At 67.6% G+C, this 18543-nt stretch carries 18 protein-coding genes; 11 read left to right on the top strand and 7 right to left on the bottom strand.

Annotation, left to right across the window (positions count from 1 at the left end):
- Window positions 1–36: 36 nt before the first annotated feature.
- Both Ga0609869_RS02625 and Ga0609869_RS02620 read left to right on the top strand, forming a co-directional pair.
- The gene (locus tag Ga0609869_RS02625) at window positions 37–765 is read left to right on the top strand and encodes a hypothetical protein (RefSeq protein WP_125408058.1); all 729 of its coding nucleotides are present in this window, start codon (window positions 37–39) and stop codon (window positions 763–765) included.
- A gap of 3 nt (window positions 766–768) precedes the next feature.
- Window positions 769–1899: a GSCFA domain-containing protein gene (locus Ga0609869_RS02620; RefSeq protein WP_125408060.1), complete on the top strand. Its 1131-nt coding sequence runs from the start codon at window positions 769–771 to the stop codon at window positions 1897–1899.
- Here Ga0609869_RS02620 and Ga0609869_RS02615 read toward each other — a convergent pair.
- Window positions 1894–3222: an aspartate aminotransferase family protein gene (locus Ga0609869_RS02615; protein WP_125408062.1), complete on the bottom strand. Its 1329-nt coding sequence runs from the start codon at window positions 3220–3222 to the stop codon at window positions 1894–1896. The two genes, Ga0609869_RS02620 and Ga0609869_RS02615, sit on opposite strands and share 6 nt — an antisense overlap.
- A gap of 133 nt (window positions 3223–3355) precedes the next feature.
- Between Ga0609869_RS02615 and Ga0609869_RS02610 the strand changes: the two genes are divergently transcribed.
- The 4 genes from Ga0609869_RS02610 (at window position 3356) to Ga0609869_RS02595 (ending at window position 8423) form a co-directional block, all read left to right on the top strand.
- Window positions 3356–4228, top strand: a complete 873-nt coding sequence (locus Ga0609869_RS02610) for a MurR/RpiR family transcriptional regulator (protein WP_245972392.1) — start codon at window positions 3356–3358, stop codon at window positions 4226–4228.
- 47 nt (window positions 4229–4275) lie between these two features.
- A complete protein-coding gene (locus Ga0609869_RS02605; protein WP_125408064.1) occupies window positions 4276–5241 on the top strand; it encodes a TAXI family TRAP transporter solute-binding subunit in 966 nt (321 codons plus the stop codon).
- A 132-nt stretch (window positions 5242–5373) separates the two neighbouring features.
- Window positions 5374–7986, top strand: a complete 2613-nt coding sequence (locus Ga0609869_RS02600; RefSeq protein WP_125408066.1) for a TRAP transporter permease — start codon at window positions 5374–5376, stop codon at window positions 7984–7986.
- Window positions 7983–8423, top strand: a complete 441-nt coding sequence (locus Ga0609869_RS02595) for a universal stress protein (protein ID WP_125408068.1) — start codon at window positions 7983–7985, stop codon at window positions 8421–8423. Before Ga0609869_RS02600 ends, Ga0609869_RS02595 begins: the two co-directional genes overlap by 4 nt.
- A gap of 129 nt (window positions 8424–8552) precedes the next feature.
- Here the strand turns inward: Ga0609869_RS02595 and Ga0609869_RS02590 are convergent, their stop codons facing one another.
- Both Ga0609869_RS02590 and Ga0609869_RS02585 read right to left on the bottom strand, forming a co-directional pair.
- Window positions 8553–9458 (bottom strand): DMT family transporter, encoded by a 906-nt coding sequence (locus Ga0609869_RS02590; RefSeq protein ID WP_125408070.1) that lies wholly within the window; start codon window positions 9456–9458, stop codon window positions 8553–8555.
- A 42-nt stretch (window positions 9459–9500) separates the two neighbouring features.
- Complete coding sequence (locus Ga0609869_RS02585) at window positions 9501–9704, bottom strand: DUF2061 domain-containing protein (RefSeq protein ID WP_125408072.1); 204 nt, start codon at window positions 9702–9704, stop codon at window positions 9501–9503.
- A gap of 103 nt (window positions 9705–9807) precedes the next feature.
- On the opposite strand from Ga0609869_RS02585, the gene Ga0609869_RS02580 reads away from it, so the two are divergent.
- Complete coding sequence (locus Ga0609869_RS02580; protein ID WP_125408074.1) at window positions 9808–10668, top strand: helix-turn-helix domain-containing protein; 861 nt, start codon at window positions 9808–9810, stop codon at window positions 10666–10668.
- 9 nt (window positions 10669–10677) lie between these two features.
- Here the strand turns inward: Ga0609869_RS02580 and Ga0609869_RS02575 are convergent, their stop codons facing one another.
- Window positions 10678–11721 carry an aldo/keto reductase gene (locus Ga0609869_RS02575; protein ID WP_125408076.1) on the bottom strand — a complete coding sequence of 348 codons (1044 nt, stop codon included), beginning with the start codon at window positions 11719–11721 and terminating at the stop codon, window positions 10678–10680.
- Between the two features lie 137 nt (window positions 11722–11858).
- Window positions 11859–12287, bottom strand: a complete 429-nt coding sequence (locus tag Ga0609869_RS02570; protein WP_125408078.1) for a DsrE family protein — start codon at window positions 12285–12287, stop codon at window positions 11859–11861.
- Window positions 12288–12390: 103 nt separating this feature from the next.
- Between Ga0609869_RS02570 and Ga0609869_RS02565 the strand changes: the two genes are divergently transcribed.
- The 3 genes from Ga0609869_RS02565 (at window position 12391) to metG (ending at window position 16124) form a co-directional block, all read left to right on the top strand.
- On the top strand, window positions 12391–13002 hold the full coding sequence (locus Ga0609869_RS02565; protein WP_125408080.1) for an ImuA family protein: 612 nt from the start codon (window positions 12391–12393) through the stop codon (window positions 13000–13002).
- 96 nt (window positions 13003–13098) lie between these two features.
- The gene (locus tag Ga0609869_RS02560) at window positions 13099–14328 is read left to right on the top strand and encodes an MFS transporter (protein ID WP_125408082.1); all 1230 of its coding nucleotides are present in this window, start codon (window positions 13099–13101) and stop codon (window positions 14326–14328) included.
- 77 nt (window positions 14329–14405) lie between these two features.
- Window positions 14406–16124 carry a methionine--tRNA ligase gene (metG, locus tag Ga0609869_RS02555; RefSeq protein WP_125408084.1) on the top strand — a complete coding sequence of 573 codons (1719 nt, stop codon included), beginning with the start codon at window positions 14406–14408 and terminating at the stop codon, window positions 16122–16124.
- 138 nt (window positions 16125–16262) lie between these two features.
- On the opposite strand, the gene Ga0609869_RS02550 is transcribed toward metG, so the two are convergent.
- Together Ga0609869_RS02550 and Ga0609869_RS02545 are read right to left on the bottom strand one after the other, a co-directional pair.
- The gene (locus Ga0609869_RS02550) at window positions 16263–16970 is read right to left on the bottom strand and encodes an NUDIX hydrolase (protein ID WP_125408086.1); all 708 of its coding nucleotides are present in this window, start codon (window positions 16968–16970) and stop codon (window positions 16263–16265) included.
- Window positions 16931–17308 carry a DUF983 domain-containing protein gene (locus tag Ga0609869_RS02545; protein ID WP_125408088.1) on the bottom strand — a complete coding sequence of 126 codons (378 nt, stop codon included), beginning with the start codon at window positions 17306–17308 and terminating at the stop codon, window positions 16931–16933. The genes Ga0609869_RS02550 and Ga0609869_RS02545 overlap by 40 nt, the downstream gene beginning before the upstream one ends.
- A gap of 219 nt (window positions 17309–17527) precedes the next feature.
- On the opposite strand from Ga0609869_RS02545, the gene Ga0609869_RS02540 reads away from it, so the two are divergent.
- The gene (locus Ga0609869_RS02540; protein WP_125408090.1) at window positions 17528–18457 is read left to right on the top strand and encodes an EF-hand domain-containing protein; all 930 of its coding nucleotides are present in this window, start codon (window positions 17528–17530) and stop codon (window positions 18455–18457) included.
- Window positions 18458–18543: the final 86 nt, after the last annotated feature.

The following is an 18543-nucleotide window of genomic DNA, read 5'->3' as shown; positions in this document are numbered from 1 at the left end:
TGCCGTGGCCGGGATCGGTGCTAAGCACCGGCTGCCATGAAAGACATCCTCATCATCGGCCACAGCCATATCTTCGCGCTGTTTTCAGCGCACCAGACCGGGTTTTACCAGTGGCAGAACGCGCGGCCGCGCTTCGTGCGGCTGCGCACCCGGGCCTATCGCCCCGAACTGGTCGAGGGCCGGCTGAACCCCGCGATCCAGGCCGAGCTGGAGCACGAGAACCTCGCCGCCGTTTTCACGCTGATCGGGGGCAACGTGCATTCGGCGCTGGGGCTGACCAACCACCCGCAACCGTTCGATCTGATCCTGCCCGATGCGCCCGATCTGCCGCTGATCGAAGGGGCCGAGATCCTGCCCTATGCCCTTGTGCAAGAGGTGATCGCGGTGCGGTCCAGGGGGCCGCTCGACATGTTCGATGCGCTGGCCGCCGCCACCGACCTGCCGGTCTGGCAGGTCGAGCCGCCGCCGCCCGTGGCCTCGGAAAAGCATATCCGCCAGAACCCTGCGGAATTCGCCGATGTCATCGCCGAGCGGGGGGTTTCGCCGCCGGCGCTGCGCTACAAGCTGTGGCGGGTGCACACCGCGCTGCTGGCGGCGCGCGGCGCGCGGCACGGGGCGCAGTACCTGCCGGTGCCGCCGGATTTCTGCGACAGCCAGGGCATGTTGCGCCTGCGCGGCTGCGCCGACGATCCGGTTCATGCGGCGGTGTCCTATGGCAAGGCGGTGCTGGCGCAGATCGACGCGCTTGCGGCCGGACTGGAGTAAGCGATGGCCCAAACCCCCTATTCCGACCAGCCAGCCCGCGCGTTCTGGTCCCGTGCGATGGCCCGCACCGCGCCCGAAGAGGTGGACCCGGTCACCGAGGTGCCCTTCACCATCGGCCCCGACGACCGCATCGTGACCGCAGGCAGCTGTTTTGCCGAGCATATCGCCCGGCACCTGCGCGGCGCGGGGTTCAACGCGCTGGTGACCGAGCCGGCCCACCCGATGGTCGGCGATGCCACCGCAAGGCAGTTCAACTACGGCATCTTCACCGCGCGCTACGGCAATATCTACGTGGCGCGCCAGCTTTTGCAGCTGTTGCGCCGGGCCTATGGCCGGTTCCAGCCCGCCGAGGACTGCTGGCCGGGCGAGGGCGCGGCGCTGATCGACCCCTACCGCCCGCGCATCCAGCCCGGCGGTTTTGCCTGCGGGGCAGAGTTCGAGGCCGAGCGGGCAAAGCATTTCGCCGCCGTGCGCGCGGCGTTCGAGACGCTCGACGTCTTCGTTTTCACCCTCGGGCTGACCGAGGCCTGGGTGTCGCGCGCCGACGGGGCGGTTTTCCCGCTCTGCCCCGGCGTGGCGGGGGGCAGCTTTGACCCCGAGCGGCACGAATTCCACAATTTCACGGTCGACGAGATCGTTGCCGACCTTTCCGATTTCATCGCCGAGCTGCGCGCGGTGAATCCCGGCGCGCGCGTGCTGTTCACCGTATCGCCGGTGCCGCTGGCCGCCACCGCCACCAAGGCCCATGTGCTGAGCGCCACGACGCTGTCGAAATCCATCCTGCGGGTGGCCTGTCACCAACTGGCCGCCAGCCACGAGAATGTCGCCTATTTCCCGTCTTACGAGGTGATCGTCGGGCCCCATCACCGGGGGCGCTACATGGCCGACGACCTGCGCTCGGTCACCGAAGAGGGGGTGGCGCACGCGATGCGCCTCTTCTTCCGCCATTTCGCCGGGATCGAACAGCCCGCGCCGCAGGCGGCGGCGCCGGGACGGCCGCGCGATGCCCATCTCGACGCGATGCAAGAGGTGGTCGAGGTCAATTGCGACGAGGCCGAACTCGACGACGCCGCGCCCCGGCCGGACGCGCCGCGGGGCCGGGGGATACTGGACCGGCTGCGCCGTCGGCTATGACGCGGGCAGGGCCTTGGCGAAGGCCGTACTGAGCTTTGCCACGATCTCGTCGATATGGGTGTCTTCCAGGATGAAGGGCGGGGCAAGAAGGACGTGGTCGCCCTGCCGCCCGTCGATGGTGCCGCCCATCGGATAGCAGATCAGCCCCGCCTCGAAAGCGGCCTTCTTCAGCCCCTTGTGCACCGCGCGCTCGGGCGCGAAGGGGCGCTTGGTCTCGCGGTCCTCGACAATCTCCAGCCCGCGAAACAGGCCGCGCCCGCGGATATCGCCGATATGGGGGTGCTGGCCAAAGGCGGCTTCCAGCGCCGATTGCAGACGCGCGCCCATCACGCGCGCGCGGTCGGCGAGGCCCCCTTGGGTGAGCTTTTTCAAAACCGCCAGCGCGGCGGCCGAGGCGACGGGGTGGCCCAGATAGGTATGCCCATGCTGGAAAAAGCCCGACCCGTCTTCGATCGCCGCGTAGATGTCACGCGAGCACAGCATCGCGCCGATGGGCTGATACCCCGCGCCCAGCCCCTTGGCGATGGCGGCGATATCGGGCACCACCCCGTCCTGTTCGCAAGCAAACAGCGTGCCGGTGCGGCCCATGCCGCACATCACCTCATCGAGGATCAGCAGCACGCCATGGGCATCGCATATCTCGCGGATGCGCTTGAAATAGCCCTCGACCGGCGGCACCGCGCCCGCCGTCGCCCCCACCACCGGCTCGGCGACGAAGGCCATCACCGTTTCGGGGCCAAGGCGGTTGATCTCGGCCTCCAGCTCGTTTGCGACACGCTGGCCGTAATCCCATTCGCTTTCGCCCTCTTGCTGGCCGCGATAGGCGTAGCAGGGCGAGATATGGGTGGTCTCGATCATCAGCGGCGCAAAGGGCTCGCGCCGCCACATGTTGCCGCCGGTGGCCAGGGCGCCCAGCGTGTTGCCGTGATAGCTTTGCCGGCGCGCGATCACCCGGTGCCGGGCGGGCTGTCCGATTTCGAGGAAATACTGGCGGGCGAGCTTGAGAGCGGCCTCCATCGCCTCGGACCCGCCCGAGACGAGATAGACGCGGTCGAGCCCTTCGGGCGCATGTTCGATCAGCAGATCGGCAAGGGTCTCGGCGGGTTCGGAGGTGAAAAACCCCGTATGGGCAAAGGCGACCGCGTCGAGCTGGGTCTTGATCGCGTCGGTCACATCGGGGTCGCCATGGCCCAGGCACGACACCGCGGCGCCGCCGGAGCCGTCGAAATATCGTTTTCCGTTCGTGTCGTAGAGATAGACGCCCTGGCCGCGCGCGACCATGGGCGGGGCGGATTTCGTATGCCGGGGAAAGACGTGGGACATGAGGGAAGGGCCTTTTGCGCGGCGGTGGCGCGCTGCGATAGACAGCCGATATTGAAACATACGTTTCAGTAATTGACAACTTTTAAAACGGCTGAAACGCTATGTTTCAGCGATTCTGCCACCCGGGGGGGAAATGCCCGCAGCCGTCTCGATCGAAGACAAGATCGCGGCCGAATACGGCCATCTCAGCGCCAAGCTGCGCGATGCCGCCGATTTCGTGGCCGAGCATCCCTTGGACGTGGCCACCCGGTCGCTGCGGTCGATCTCGGCCTCGTCGGGCCTGTCGCCGGCCACCTTTTCGCGGCTGGCCCGCGCCCTGGGGTTCGACAGCTACGAAGACCTGCGCGAACTGTCGCGCAGGGCGGTCGGGCGCGGTTTCGTGCCGTTTTCCGAAAAGGTGCAGCGGTTGCAGGACGAGGCGGGGCAGGCCCGCCAGCCGCCGTTCCTCGTCCGTCAGACAAGCGCGTGCATCGCCAATCTCGAGGCGATGACCCGGCTGATCGACCCCGCCAGGCTGGAGGCCGCCGTCGATCGGCTGCACCGTGCCGACAACGTGGTGGTCTACGGCGCGCTCGGGTCCACCGGCCTCGTCGAATACATGGCCTACATGGGAAATTACTTTGCCTCCAACTGGTCGATCGCAGGCCGCATGGGGGCCTCGCTGGCCACCGCGATCAGCGATCTTTCCCCGCGCGATTCGCTGATCGTGCTGACCAAGCCGCCCTTCGCGCGCCGCTCGATCCTGGCCGCCGAGATGGCGGCCGAGCGCGGCGCCCATGTGGTGGTTGTCACCGACACCCATGCCTGCCCGGCGCTGCAACATGCCGAGCACGGGTTCATCCTGCCCTCCGACAGCCCGCAGTTCTTCTCGTCCTACGCGGCCAGCCTGGTGTTGGCCGAAACGATCGTCGGGATGCTCGCGGCCCGCGCCGGGCCCGAAGCGAAGGCCCGCATCGAAGCGGTCGAGACCCGAAATCACCGCCTGGAGGAATTCTGGAGCGCGTGATCCCCCGAGACGAAACGCAAACCCAAAACCAGCAGAGGAGTATCTTGATGTTTGCCAAGCTCAAATTCACCGTGGCCGCCGCGGCACTGGGCGCCGTGGCCGCCCCGGCGGTGGCCGAGGAATTCATCACCATCGGCACCGGCGGCGTGACCGGCGTCTACTATCCCACCGGCGGCGCGATCTGCCGGCTGGTGAACAAGGGCCGCAAGGATCACGGCATCCGCTGCTCGGTCGAATCGACGGGCGGCTCGGTCTACAACCTCAACACGATCCGCGCTGGCGAGCTGGAATTCGGCGTGGCCCAGTCCGACTGGCAGTTCCACGCCTATAACGGCAGCTCGCGCTTTGAGGAGGACGGGGCGTTCGAGGGGCTGCGGGCGGTGTTCTCCGTGCATCCCGAACCCTTCACCGTGGTCGCCCGCGCCGATGCGGGCATTTCCGAGTTCGACGAACTCGAAGGCAAGCGAGTGAATATCGGCAATCCCGGTTCGGGTCAGCGCGGCACCATGGAAGTCGTGATGGAGGCCAAGGGCTGGACGATGGACGATTTCGAGCTCGCCACCGAACTCAAGGCCGCCGAACAATCCGCCGCGCTTTGCGACAACCAGATCGACGCGATGGTCTACACCGTCGGCCACCCCTCGGGCTCGATCCAGGAGGCGACGACCTCGTGCGAGTCGGTGGTGGTGAGCGTCAACGGGCCGGCGATCGACGAACTGATCGCCGAGCATCCCTACTACCGCAAGGCCACAATTCCGGGTGGCATGTATCGCGGAACCGACGAGGATGTGTCGACCTTCGGCGTTGGCGCGACCTTCGTCACCTCGACCGACGTCTCGGAAGAAGCGGTCTATCAGGTGGTCAAGGCGGTCTTCGATAATTTCGACGATTTCACGAACCTGCACCCGGCCTTCGCCAACCTCAAGCCCGAAGAGATGATCAAGGACGGGCTTTCGGCGCCGCTGCATGACGGTGCCGCGAAGTACTATCGCGAAATGGGCTGGATCGAATAACCTCATCGGTCATACTGACCCGGCGGGGCGCGCGCCTGTTCATGCGCGCCCCGCTCCCCTGAAAGGCGCAAGAATGGCGTCACGGGAACAAAAAGGCCGCGCCATGTGCATGGTCCAACCGGGAGCGTGGGAATGACCGACCAGACGTCGAAGGGCCGTGCCCTTTCCGAGGAAGAACTGCAAGAACTCGTCGCCGCCTCGGATTCGGGTGCGCGCGAACCGGGCGGCAAGGTGGGGCTGTTCCTGGCCTCGCTCGCGGTTATCTGGTCGCTTTTTCAGGTGCTTCTCGCTTCGCCCCTGGCCAATGTCTTGCTGCCGGGCGACATCATCAACAATTCGCGCCAGATCCATCTGGCCTTCGCGATTTTCCTGGCGTTCACGGCCTACCCGGCCTTCAAGTGGAGTTCGCGCCGACAGGTGCCGGTGACCGACTGGATCATGGCCGCCGCCGGCGCCTTCATAGCCATGTACGGTTATTTCTTCTACGAAAAGATCGTGCAGTCCGGCGGGCTGGCCGACAACGTGGACAAGTGGTTCGCGCTCGCCGGCCTGTTGCTGCTCTTCGAGGCGGCGCGCCGCGCGCTCGGGCCGGCGATGGCGGTCATAGCCACGATATTTCTGGTCTACGTCTTCTTCGGCGCGCAGCCCTGGGTGCCGGACGTGATCCGCTGGAAAGGCGCCAGTTTGCAAAAGGCGATGAGCCACATGTGGATCACCTCGGAAGGCGTGTTCGGCATCGCGCTGGGGGTATCGACCAAGTTCGTGTTCCTCTTCGTCCTGTTCGGTGCGCTGCTGGAGAAGGCCGGCGCCGGCAACTACTTCATCAAGATGGCCTTCGGCGCGCTGGGGCACCTGCGGGGCGGCCCGGCCAAGGCCGCGGTCGTGGGCTCGGCCGCCACCGGCCTGATCTCGGGCTCGTCCATCGCCAATGTCGTGACCACTGGCACCTTCACCATCCCGCTGATGAAACGTGTGGGATTCACCTCTGAACAGGCCGGCTCGGTCGAGGTGGCCTCATCGGTCAACGGCCAGATCATGCCGCCGGTGATGGGCGCCGCGGCCTTTCTGATGGTCGAATACGTGGGCATCTCCTACGTCGAGGTCATCACCCATGCCTTTCTGCCGGCGGTGATCTCGTACATCGCGCTGGTCTATATCGTCCATCTCGAGGCGGTGAAGCGCAACATGCCGACGCTGGGCGACCGGGTGGTCTCGGTTGGCCGAACCGTGGGGGGCATGTTCGCCTTCTTCGTCGGCTTCGCCGCGCTCTGCTATTTCGTGCAATACCCGGTCGGCTGGATCGCGGCAGCCGTGCCCGATGGCGCTGGCTGGGCGCTGGCCGGCCTTGTCTTCGTGGCCTACGTCGTGCTGCTGGCGCTGGCCGCCACGGTGCCCGACCTCAAACCCGACGACCCCAATGCCGAAGAGGTCACCCTGCCGGTCGTGTCGGAAATCTACAAATCCGGCCTCTACTTCCTGCTGCCGATCATCGTGCTGGTCTATTTCCTGATGATCGAGCAGAAATCGCCCGGCCTCTCGGCCTTCTGGGCGACGATGCTGCTGTTTGCGATCCTGATCACCCAGCGACCGCTCAAGGCGCTGTTCCGGGGCGGGCGCGGCGTGGCCACGGCTGCCGTCGCGGGCGGGCTCGACCTGATTACGGGCCTGATCGCCGGCGCACGCAACATGATCGGCATCGGCCTGGCCACGGCCACTGCGGGTGTCATCGTGGGCACCGTCACGCTGACCGGCATCGGCCAGGTGATGTCGAACCTCGTCGAGGTGGTCTCGGGCGGCAACCTGATCCTGATGCTCATCTTCGTCGGAATCCTGTCGTTGATCCTTGGCATGGGGCTGCCCACCACGGCCAACTACATCGTCGTCAGTTCGCTGATGGCGGGCGTGGTGGTGGAACTCGGCGCCCAATCGGGCCTGATCGTGCCGTTGATCGCCGTGCATCTCTTCGTCTTCTACTTCGGCATCATGGCGGATGTGACGCCACCTGTCGGGCTGGCCTCCTTCGCGGCGGCGGCGGTGTCGGGGGGCGATGCGATCCGCACCGGCTTCACCGCGTTCTTCTACTCGCTTCGCACCGTGGCGCTGCCCTTCGTCTTCATCTTCAACACCGATCTGTTGCTGATCGACGTGGGATGGGTGCAGGGCATCATCGTCTTCATCGTGGCGACCATCGCGATCCTGGTCTTTACCGCCGGGACCATGGGCTATTTCCTGACCCGCAACCGCATCTACGAAAGCGTCGCGCTGATCGCGATCGCCTTCATCCTGTTCCGGCCCGATTACGTGATGAACAAGCTGCAACCGCCCTTCGCCGATCTGCCGCCGGCGCAGCTTGAACAGGTGCTTGCCGAGGCCGATCCGGGCGAAACCCTGCGCCTGCGCGTTTCGGGACCCGATTTCGTCACGCTCGAGCCGAAGGAGACAACGCTCGTCGTCACCGTCGGCGACGAAGAGGGCGGCGCGGCGCGGCTCGACGCGACCGGGCTGATGCTGCTCGAAGAGGATGGCGTGGTGAAACTCGAAGAGCCGATGTTCGGCTCGCCCTTCTCGGAAACCCTGCAAAGCTTCGACTTCTACGGCGACACGCCGGTGACGCTGACGGCGCTGCGCGCGCCGCAGGCGCAATGGCCGCAGGAGTTGGTCTTCATCCCCGCGCTGCTGCTCTTGGGCGGCGTGGCCTATCTGCAAAACGCCCGCGTCGGGCGCCAGGGAGCGCAACCCGCATGATCACCTCCATCCTCTGCGCCATCGATGTCAGCCAGCCCGAGCACGACCGAGAGGTGCTGCGCGTCGCCGCCAGGCTTGCGGCGATGGACAAGGCCCGGCTCGATGTCATCACCGTGGTTCCCGATTTCGGGATGAGCGTGGTCGGCGCCTATTTCGACAAGGAATTCCACGACAAGGCCGTGGAAAAGGCCAAGGCGATCCTGAACGATTTCGTCACCGACGTGATCGGCGCGGAGGGCAACAAGGGCGTGCGCCACATCATCGCCACCGGCAAGGCCTACGAGGAGATCCTCCACGCCGCGCGCGAGGCGGGTTCGGACCTGATCGTGATCGGCTCGCACAAGCCCGAACTGCGCGACTACCTGCTCGGCCCCAACGCCGCGCGGGTGGTGCGCCATTGCAATTGCTCGGTCTACGTGGTGCGGCAGAACGCATAGGCGCCGCCGCGCTCTTGGCGCGCGCAGCGCCATTTGGGTATTTGTGCCAAGAAGAAGGGGCAGGGCGCTCCCTTGCCCTTCTTCTTGGTCAAAATACCCATGGCCGTCGGCAGGCATGGGGCGCGCCGGTCAGAGTGCTAGGATCAGGATAAGGATAGAAAGACTCAACAGTCCCATCGCCACGAGTTCTCGTCCGGTGGTGGTTTCGCGGAACCAGAAGGTCGCGGCGAGGAAGCTGAAGATCAGCTCCACCTGGCCCAGTGCCTTCACATAGGCCGCCTTTTGCAGTGTGAAGGCTGTAAACCAGCCGAGCGAGCCCAGCATCGAGGTCAGGCCCACCAGCCCCGCGATGCGCCAATGCACGAACACGCGCGCGATCTCGCCCGGCTCGCGCCATTTCAGCCACGCCAGCATGGCCAGGCTCTGCGCGGCGGTCACGACCGCGAGCGTCAGCGCGGCCCGGAAGAACGGATCGCCCGGCCCCAATGCCAGCGAGGCGCCGCGATAGCCGGTGGCCGAGACCGCGAAGAGCACGCCGGAGGCCAGGCCCAGCCCGGCGGCGGGGTTGAAAAAGCGCGACAGCCCCGCCGGCCCGCCGGGCACGCGCACGTCCGAAAGCAGCAGTACTGCGACGAAGCCGATCAGGATCGCCACGAGCCCCGCGGGCGAGACCGCCTCGCCCAGCACCAGGAACCCCATGAGGGCGGTTTGCAGCACCTCGGTCTTCTTGAAGGTGATGCCCACCGCGAAATTGCGGCGCGAAAACAGGGCGACGACGCACATGGTGGCGACGATCTGCGCCAGCCCGCCGGCCAGCGCGAAGGCCCAGAAGCGGCCCGGAACTGCCGGCCAGGCCTGGCCCGTCGACATGCCGTAACCCGCCGCGATCAGCGCCACCAGCGGCGCGGAGTAGATGAACCGCGCGAAGGTGGCGCCGCCGGTGGACAGCCGCGTCGCCTTCAGGTGCTTTTGCAGCATGAAACGCAGGTTCTGCACGAACGCGGCGAAGAGGGTGATGGGGATCCACGCGGCCATGGCATGACATGCCAGCGCCGCAAGCGGTTGTCGAGCCTGCCGCTATTGGCGCCGGCCCCAGCCGATGCGCGCCCAGAGCCGCTCGTAAAACAGGTAACAGACGAAGCCCACGACGGTGTTGGCCAGTGCCATCGTGCCGCCCATCGCTGCCGAGCCGGTCAGTGCGAGCCCGACCAGCGCCATCGACAGCAGGCCGATCGCGTTCCAAAGAACGGCTTTGATCAGCGTGCGTCGCGGGGTTTCCATGGGGCCTCCGGTGAAGGGTTCTTCGCATGTGTAGCCACGGCCCCGCATGCCGGCCATTCGGAATATGGTTAACATTTTTGACAGAGTGTGAGAAAAATCACGGATGAGCGATTTCATCGACAAGCGTCGGCGCGCCGTCCTCTTCCGTGATCGGCTGGCTGCGGCGATGGCGGGCGCAGGGCTGAGCCAGAGCGCGCTGGCCCGGGCCATCGGCGTCGACAGGTCCACCGTCTCGCAGCTGCTCGCCGAGGGCACGGCGCGGTTGCCCAACGCGCATCTGGTGGGTGCCTCGGCCGCCGCCCTGGGCGTCTCGTCGGACTGGCTGTTGGGGCTGAGCGACCGGCCCGAAAGCGCGGCCGACCTGCTGGCGATCTCATTGTCGATGCCCGAGGCGCCGCGGGCGCTGGTTGACGAACAGGTGCTGGCCTGGCACCGCGAGGCGGCGGGTTACAAGATCCGACATGTGCCCGCCAGCCTGCCCGACATGCTCAAGACCCGGGCGATGCTGGAATGGGAATACGCCGCGCACCTGGGCCGCACCGCCGAGCAGGCCATCGGTGCCTCGCAGGACCGGCTGGCCTGGATGCGCGGGCTGCGATCGGATTACGAGATCGCGCTACCTCGCCACGAGATGGAGAGCTTTGCCCGCGCCGAGGGCTATTACGCCGGGCTGCCGGCCGAACTGCGCAGGGACCAGATCGACCGGCTGTTGAATCTGCACGCGCAGCTTTACCCGACGTTGCGGCTGACGCTTTTCGATGCGCGAGAGGTGTATTCGGCGCCGCTGACCGTGTTCGGCCCGCTTCTGGCCGCGCTTTACGTCGGCCATTACTACCTTGCGTTCCGCGACAGCGAACGTGTGCGTCTTTTCACCCGGCATTTCGACGCGCTGGTGCGCGCGGCCCAAGTCAGCGACCGGGCGCTGCCCGATTTCCTGCACGGGCTGCGCGCGGGCGTGGCCTGAGCGTCGGCCTCAGAACGGCATCGGGTGCGCCTTGTGGGCGGCGGCGATGTCGGTCAGCACCGCGTCGGACAGCGTCACATCCGCAGCGCCGAGTGCCGTGTCGAGCTGCGCCGTCGAGGTCGCCCCGACGATCGGGATCGTCGGGAAGGGGCGCGCGGCGACGAAGGCGATGGCCATCTGCACCGGGTCGAGCCCGTGATCGTTTGCGATGCCCAGATAGGCCGAGACCGCCTCCCACACCCGCGGCGTGATGCGGCCGTTGAGGTCGGGCTGTCGTTCGCGCCGCGTGCCGTCGGGGGTGACGTCGCCGGCATATTTACCGCTTAGCAGGCCGGCGGCCAGCGGCGTGTAGGCCAGAAGCGTGACATCCTCGTTCGCACCGAGCTCGGCCAAATCGGTATCGAAAAGCCGGCAAAGCAGCGAATATTCGTTCTGGATCGACTGGACGCGCGGCAGCCCTTTCTGCTCGGCCAGCCGCAGCCATTGGGCGGTGCCCCAGGCGGTTTCGTTGGACAGGCCGAAATGGCGGATCTTGCCCTCGGCCACCAGCGCCTTGAGCGTCTCGAGCGATTCTTCCATATGGCCCAGCGTCTGGGCGCGGTCCTGTTTCGAGGGGTCGTAGCCCCAGTTCTGGCGGAAATGGTAGGAGCCGCGGTTAGGCCAGTGAAACTGGTAGAGGTCGATCACGTCGGTCTTGAGCCGCCTCAGAGAGGCTTCGACCGCCTCGCGGATGCTCTCGGGGCTGATCCCGCGGCCCTCGCGCACGAAGCCGCCATTGGGCCCGGCGACCTTGGTGGCCAGGATCCACTCGTCGCGGCGCCCGGTCTTGGCGAACCATTCGCCGATGATCTCTTCGGTGCGGCCCACGGTCTCGGCCTTGACCGGCGCCACCGGGTACATCTCGGCGGTGTCCATGAAGTTGATCCCGCGATCGAGCGCCATGTCGATCTGGGCATGGCCCTCGTCCATCGTGTTCTGGCTGCCCCAGGTCATTGTGCCGAGGCAGAGCGCCGAGACCTGAAGGTCGGTCCGGCCGAGTGTCACGCGTTTCATTTGGTCCCCCGATCTTGGTCAGGGGCAGAGTTATCGGAGCGCGCGGTCAGGGCAACCCCCCTGCGCGGGATTCGGCATGGATTTTCCAGCGGTTCCAGTCCCCCTGCCCGAAAGCGGGGCAGTTGCCGCGCCTCTGCTCAGGGCCGGACGTAGGCGAAACCCTGTTCCTGCAACTCGACCAGGCGCACCACGCCCGAAGGCACGACGCCGGCCTCGTCCATCAGCACCACATCCTGGCCCTGCTTGGCGCTCATCTTGCGCAGGGTGTTGCCGCAGGCCGAGAAGGTGAGCCCCTCGATCTCCAGCCCCATGGTCGAGATGCGATCGGCGACCGGGCTCTTGCCCGGCACCAGCATGAGCAGGCCCGGCCCGTAGGCCACCACCTCGACGATCACCTCGTCGCCCTGCTCGTGGTAGTATTTGGTCAGGTTGGCGACGTTGTTCAGCGCCATGTTCATCACCTGGGGGTCGTTCTGGTTGACATGGACGGCGATGCGATGGGTCTCGGCCCAGCCGGCCGAGGCAGCGGCGATGCCGACAAGCGCGGCCAATGCGAGTGATTTCATTTGATGGTCCTCCCTGTTCGTCCGGCGAGCTTAGCAGAAACCGCGGCAGGTCCAGCGGGAAATGCACTTTCGGAACATTTGGTGAACATATAGAATGGCTGCCATGACTGCCCCGCTGCTGAACCGCGCCTCCCACCGCCCGCGCCCCGGCCTGACCGTGCTGGGCGAGCTGGCCTTTGGGCTGGCCCGCGCGCACGAATTGTGCGGCCCCGCCCGGCGCAGCCTGGCCTTGATCGTGGCCGGCGCGCTGAGCGGCCCGGTGATCTGGATCGCGCCGGCCTGGGGGGGCGACCGGATCTATCCCGATGCCGCACAGCGTTTTCTCGCGCCGGGGCGGTTGATCCTGGTGCGGCCCACGCGGGCCGAAGACCTGCTCTGGTCGGCGGAAGAGGCGCTGCGCGCGGGCGCGGTGCCGCTGGTGGTGGCGGACCTGCCCGAGCCGCCCGGCCTGACCTCCGTGCGCCGGCTGCACCTGGCCGCAGAAACCGGGGGTGAGGGCCGCGGCGCCGCGCCCCTGGGGCTGATCCTGACCCCCGGCGCGGGCGGCGCACCGGGGGTGGAAAGCCGCTGGCACATGGCCCCGCGCCACGCCCCGGGGCGCAGCGCCTGGCACCTGGAACGCCGCCGTGCCCGCACCGCGCCGCCGCGCGCCTGGACGCTGGAAGACCGCGCCGGGCGGCTGTCGCTCGCCTCGGCGGCACCGGAACGGGCCTGACGCGCCGCCCGTTCCGGTGCGGTGGCCAGGAAACGCCGGCGCGATGTCGCAAATCGCCCTGCACCCCGCTGCGCACCCGGCTAGCAAAAACGCGCCATGCGCCTGATCGTCTCTTTCGCCGCCCTGTTCCTGTCGGTCGTCCTGCTCCAGCTTTCCTCGGGCGGGGTGGGCCCGCTCGACGCGCTTTCGGGGCTGGCGCTGGGATTTTCCACAGCCCAGGTCGGCCTTCTGGGCTCGTCCCATTTCGTGGGCTTCTTCATCGGCTGCTGGTGGGCGCCGCGGCTGATGGGCACGGTCGGCCACACCCGCGCCTTCGCCGCCTTCACCGCCGCCGGCGCGATGGGGCTGATGGCGCACATGATGCTGGTCGACCCGCTGGCCTGGGCGCTGATGCGCGTGGCCACGGGGATCTGCGTTGCCGGCTGCTACACGGTGATCGAGGCGTGGTTGCAGGCCAAGCTGACCAACGAGACGCGCGGGCGGGCGATGGGGGTCTACCGGATCATCGACATGGGCGCCTCGCTGGTGGCGCAACTGCTGATCGGGGTGCTGACGCCGGCCGCCTATGTTTCCTACAACCTCCTGGCCATCATCTGCTGCGCCGCGCTGCTGCCGCTCACGCTCTCCACGCTCAGCCCGCCCAAGACGCCCGCCGTCCTCCGGCTGCGCCCCGGCCTTGCCATCGCCCGCTCACCGCTCGCCGCGGCGGGGGTGATGGTGGCGGGGCTCTCGGCCGCGGCGTTCCGCATGGTGGGCCCGGTCTACGGGCAGGAGGTCGGCCTTGCCCCCGACCAGATCGGCCTGTTTCTGGCCGCCTTCGTGCTTGGGGGCGCTCTGGCGCAATACCCGGTGGGCTGGCTGGCCGACCGGATCGACCGGCGCCGGGTGCTGATCGGTCTTTCCGCCGCCTCGGTCGGCGCGTGCGCCGTGACGGTGACGACGACCGGCGGCGGCCCGCTGGGCGTTTTCGCCGCGGCGGCGCTGTTCGGGGCGTCCACCTTTCCGATCTACTCGGTATCGGCCGCCCATGCCCATGACTGGGCCGAAAGCGACGAGCGGGTGGAACTGTCCGCCGCGCTGATGTTCTTCTTCGCGCTGGGGGCGATCGCCTCGCCGCTGGTGGCCTCGGCGCTGGTCGCGGGGTACGGCCCCGAGGCGCTGTTCCTGCTGATCGCGGCCGGCCATGCGGCGCTGCTGCTCTTCGGCCTCACGCGGATGCGCGCCCGTCCGGGCCGGGGCCCGCGCACGCCCTATGTCTGGACGCCGCGCACCTCGTTCCTGATCGGCCGGCTGACCCGCGCCCGCCGCGACCGCGACGCACCCTGAGCCTGCGCCCTCTGGCCCTTCCCGCGCCACGGCGTTAAACGGGGCCCACGCAACGGGAGCAAAGGCAGACCCGCACCATGGCACGCATCCTGATCACCTCGGCGCTACCTTACATCAACGGCATCAAGCACCTGGGCAACCTGGTGGGCTCGCAACTTCCGGCCGATCTCTATGCCCGATACATGCGCGCCCGCGGCCACGAGGTGATGTTCATCTGCGCCACCGACGAACACGGCACACCGGCGGAGCTTGCCGCCGCCAAGACCGGCGAGGACGTGGCCGATTACTGCGCCCGGATGCACGGCGTGCAGGCCGCTCTGGCCGATGGCTTTCGCCTCTCGTTCGACCATTACGGGCGGTCCTCGTCGCAGCGCAACCACACCCTCACCCAGCACCTCGCCGGCAAGCTGGCCGAGAACGGCCTCATCGAGGAAGTGACCGAGAAACAGGTCTATTCCCGGGCCGACGGCCGCTTCCTGCCCGACCGCTATATCGAGGGCACCTGCCCCAATTGCGGATACGAAAAGGCCCGGGGCGACCAGTGCGAGAACTGCACCAAGCAACTCGACCCGACCGACCTGATCGACCCGCGTTCGGCGATCTCCGGCTCGACCGACCTGGAGGTGCGCGAGACCAAGCATCTCTACCTGCGCCAGTCGGCCCTGAAAGACGAGATCGATGCCTGGATCGACAGCCAGAAGGATTGGCCGGTGCTGACCACCTCGATCGCCAAGAAATGGCTGCATGACGGCGACGGGCTGAAGGACCGGGGCATCACCCGCGACCTGAACTGGGGCATTCCGGTGAAGAGGGGCGGCGACGACTGGCCGGGCATGGAGGGCAAGGTATTCTACGTCTGGTTCGATGCGCCCATCGAATATATCGCCGCCACCGCCGAATGGGCCGACGCCAACGGCAGGCCCGATGCCGACTGGCAACGCTGGTGGCGCACCGACAAGGGCGCCGGCGATGTGCGCTATGTCCAGTTCATGGGCAAGGACAACGTGCCGTTCCACACGCTTTCCTTCCCTGCCACGCTGATGGGCTCGCGCGAGCCCTGGAAGCTCGTGGATTACATCAAGTCGTTCAATTACCTCAATTACGACGGCGGCCAGTTCTCGACCTCGCAAGGGCGCGGCGTGTTCATGGACCAGGCGCTGGACATCCTGCCGGCCGACTACTGGCGCTGGTGGCTGCTGTCGCACGCGCCGGAAAGCTCTGACAGCGAATTCACCTGGGAAAACTTCCAGGCCGGCGTCAACAAGGACCTTGCCGATGTGCTGGGCAATTTCGTCAGCCGCGTCACCAAGTTCTGCCGCTCCAAGTTCGCAGAAGAGGTGCCGGCGGGCGGCACTATGGGCCCCGCGGAAGAGGCCCTGATGTCCGAGCTTGCCGGGCGCGTTGCCGCCTACGAGGCCCATATGGAGGCCATCGACATCCGCAAGGCGGCAAGCGAGCTGCGCGCGATCTGGGTTGCGGGCAACGAATACCTGCAAGCGGCCGCGCCCTGGGCCGCCTTCAAGACCGACCCCGACCGCGCCGCCGCGAGCATCCGCCTGTCGCTCAACCTGATCCGGCTTTACGCCGTTCTGTCGCGGCCCTTCATACCCGATGCCGCCGCCGCGATGCTGGCCGGGATGCAGACCGGCGACGACGCCTGGCCGGGCGACATGGCAACCGCCCTCGACACGCTGAAGCCGGGGCATGCCTTTACCGTGCCCGACATGCTGTTTCGCAAGATCACCGACGAAGAGCGCGAGGGTTGGCACGCGGATTTTGCAGGCGAGCGCGGCTGAGCCTGACCTTACGCCGCACCCGGCCGGGCCGGTGCGATGGGGGTATTTTTTCCAAGAAGAAGCGAAAGGGTCTTCTTCTTGGCAAAAATACCCAAGGCCCCACGCTGCCGCCCCACGGTGATGCCGGTGACGGGCGCCTCAGCGCAGACGCAGGAATTCCGAGCGCTCGGTCCTGTTGCGGAAGAATGGCACGCTGGCGGGCGGCAGGCCGGATTTCAACAGCCCCGCCACCTCGGCCAGCACGACCTCGGTGATGAAGGGCAGATCGAAGCGCCGGGCCTCGGCCAGCGGCACCCATTGCAGGTGCGAGAGTTCGTCCTCGGCGGCGGAGAAATCGTCTAGGTCGCCGCTGACGGCGCCGGCTTCGACCAGGAAAAACCGCGCATCGAAGCGGCGCGGCCGGCCCGGAGGCGTGATCGCGCGGAAGACGAAATGGAACCCCTCTGCCGAGGGCAGATGGCCGGAAGAGGCAAAGCCGCGCCAGCCCGGGGGCGCCGCGTCGGGCCAGGGGCCGGGCGTGCCGAGGATGAGGCCGGTTTCCTCCCAAAGCTCGCGGATCGCCGCGGCGACCAGTGCCGGGCCGCGCGCCGGGTCGCATTCCGCCGCCAGACGCGCGGCGCAGGCGGATCCGATGGGGCAGGCCATGGGCACGCCGGCATCGGCCGCGTCGACCGCGCCGCCGGGAAAGACGAACTTGTTGGGCATGAAGGCCGCCGTCGCCCCGCGCTGCCCCATCAGCACGGCGGGCCGCGCTGCCGCGTCGCGCAGGACGATCACCGTGGCGGCGTCGCGGATCGGCGCCCCGTTCACGACGGCCGCCCGAACCCGTGCATCCGTTTCGCCCATTGCAGCGCCACCATCAGACCCTTCAGCCTGGGCAGAAGGTAGAGCGAGAGCGCCACGCAGCCAACCGAGAAGACCGAGGCCAGCACCATAGGTTCGGGGCGGTAGGTGACGAAGGCCCACAGGATCAGCGGCGCCATCAGATGGCCCACGATCAGGATGGTCAGGTAGGCCGGCCCGTCATCGGCCCGATGGTGGTGCAGCTCCTCGCCGCAGACCGGGCAATGATCACGCACGTTCAGGTAGCCGTTGAGCATTGGCCCGGCGCCGCAATTCGGGCAGCGCCGGCACCACCCGCGCAGCAGCGCGGCACGGAGGGGCCGTTCCTGCAATGTGTCCATGGGGGTCTCCCTGTCGTCTTGCCGCGCGCGCCGCCACCTGGGGCCTTCCGAGTATGTCGGTTCTGTCCGGGGGTTCTTCCAGTTGGCGTGCCGCTCGTGCGGCGCGATGTCGCGCGCGGCCGGATTTTCCGCGACGGAAAACCCGAGACTGCCCGTTAGACGATCATAACGCAAGCCGCAGCGCGGCGTTCACGCGTTTCGAAAAACAGGAGAGACGAGATGACTGGATTGCTTCGACTGACCGCGGCCTCGGCGCTTGTGCTGATGCTTCCGGGGCTGGCTGCTGCGCAGGGCAGCTGGATGCAGCGCGGGATCGCCGGCATCGACACCGACGGCGACGGGCGGATTTCCCAAGCGGAATTCGCCGTGCCGGCGGCGGCCGCCTTCGACCGGCTCGACGCCGACAATGACGGCAAGCTGACCGAGGACGAGGCCAACGCCCGGCGGCGCGGGGCGCTGCCCTTTGCGACGCTTGATGCCGATGGCGACGGCGCTTTGTCGGCCGAAGAGTTCAAGGCCGGAGCCGAGGCCCGGTTTGCCACGGCCGATGCCGACGGCGACGGCTACGTGACCGGGGCCGAGGCGCGCGGTCTGCGCCGTGGCGCCTGGGCCGCTGGGGCCGCGCCGGGGGTTGTCAAGGCCTCGGGCTGGGACGACGGCCGGGGCAGGTACCAGGGCCGCGGCGACCAGGGCTGTATGGGCCCGCAGGGGCAGGGTCGCGGCATGATGCACGGGCACGGCATGATGCAAGGGCACGGCATGATGCGTGGCGACATGCAAGGCTACGGCATGACGCGTGGCGACATGCAGGGCCGAGGCGGCCAGATGGGCCAGGGCGGCCAGATGGGCCGAGGCGGTATGATGGGCCAGGCTGGGCCCATGGGTCAGGGCGGCTTTTTCGGCGACCCGGGGCTTAGCGACGAACAGCGCCAGGCGCGGGCCGAGCGCATGGTCGAATGGCTGGACACCGATGGCGACGGGCTGTTGAGCGTCGAGGAGATGACGACGCGCCCCGGGCCCGGGCGTCTTTTCGACCGCGCCGATGCCGATGGCGACGGGTCGCTCTCGAAGGACGAGTTCGACGCGGCGATGGAGCGGTTCGGCAACCGTGCCGGGCCGATGCGCAATGGTGCGCCGAGCGACCGGTAAGCCTTGGGTGCCGCGCCCTGCCGGCGAGGTTCGGCAGGGTGCGGGCGATGGACGCCCGGCCCTGCAAAGAGTAAGCCCGCGACAGG

The organism is Rhodovulum iodosum (assembly GCF_041020385.1).
GTDB lineage: Bacteria > Pseudomonadota > Alphaproteobacteria > Rhodobacterales > Rhodobacteraceae > Rhodovulum > Rhodovulum iodosum.
Note: the sequence above shows the minus strand (reverse complement) of the source record. Positions and strands in the feature narration are given on the sequence as shown.

Bases quoted from the DNA above. Each gene is read 5' to 3' on its own strand.
- Ga0609869_RS02600 (WP_125408066.1), top strand. From the start codon at position 5,374: ATGACCGACCAGACGTCGAAGGGCCGTGCCCTTTCCGAGGAAGAACTG.
- Ga0609869_RS02565 (WP_125408080.1), top strand. From the start codon at position 12,391: ATGACTGCCCCGCTGCTGAACCGCGCCTCCCACCGCCCGCGCCCCGGC.
- metG (WP_125408084.1), top strand. From the start codon at position 14,406: ATGGCACGCATCCTGATCACCTCGGCGCTACCTTACATCAACGGCATC.
- Ga0609869_RS02590 (WP_125408070.1), bottom strand. From the start codon at position 9,458: ATGGCCGCGTGGATCCCCATCACCCTCTTCGCCGCGTTCGTGCAGAAC.
- Ga0609869_RS02575 (WP_125408076.1), bottom strand. From the start codon at position 11,721: ATGAAACGCGTGACACTCGGCCGGACCGACCTTCAGGTCTCGGCGCTC.
- Ga0609869_RS02545 (WP_125408088.1), bottom strand. From the start codon at position 17,308: ATGGACACATTGCAGGAACGGCCCCTCCGTGCCGCGCTGCTGCGCGGG.
- Ga0609869_RS02610 (WP_245972392.1), top strand. From the start codon at position 3,356: ATGCCCGCAGCCGTCTCGATCGAAGACAAGATCGCGGCCGAATACGGC.
- Ga0609869_RS02615 (WP_125408062.1), bottom strand. From the start codon at position 3,222: ATGTCCCACGTCTTTCCCCGGCATACGAAATCCGCCCCGCCCATGGTC.
- Ga0609869_RS02605 (WP_125408064.1), top strand. From the start codon at position 4,276: ATGTTTGCCAAGCTCAAATTCACCGTGGCCGCCGCGGCACTGGGCGCC.
- Ga0609869_RS02625 (WP_125408058.1), top strand. From the start codon at position 37: ATGAAAGACATCCTCATCATCGGCCACAGCCATATCTTCGCGCTGTTT.
- Ga0609869_RS02585 (WP_125408072.1), bottom strand. From the start codon at position 9,704: ATGGAAACCCCGCGACGCACGCTGATCAAAGCCGTTCTTTGGAACGCG.
- Ga0609869_RS02620 (WP_125408060.1), top strand. From the start codon at position 769: ATGGCCCAAACCCCCTATTCCGACCAGCCAGCCCGCGCGTTCTGGTCC.
- Ga0609869_RS02560 (WP_125408082.1), top strand. From the start codon at position 13,099: ATGCGCCTGATCGTCTCTTTCGCCGCCCTGTTCCTGTCGGTCGTCCTG.
- Ga0609869_RS02580 (WP_125408074.1), top strand. From the start codon at position 9,808: ATGAGCGATTTCATCGACAAGCGTCGGCGCGCCGTCCTCTTCCGTGAT.
- Ga0609869_RS02540 (WP_125408090.1), top strand. From the start codon at position 17,528: ATGACTGGATTGCTTCGACTGACCGCGGCCTCGGCGCTTGTGCTGATG.
- Ga0609869_RS02550 (WP_125408086.1), bottom strand. From the start codon at position 16,970: ATGGGCGAAACGGATGCACGGGTTCGGGCGGCCGTCGTGAACGGGGCG.
- Ga0609869_RS02570 (WP_125408078.1), bottom strand. From the start codon at position 12,287: ATGAAATCACTCGCATTGGCCGCGCTTGTCGGCATCGCCGCTGCCTCG.
- Ga0609869_RS02595 (WP_125408068.1), top strand. From the start codon at position 7,983: ATGATCACCTCCATCCTCTGCGCCATCGATGTCAGCCAGCCCGAGCAC.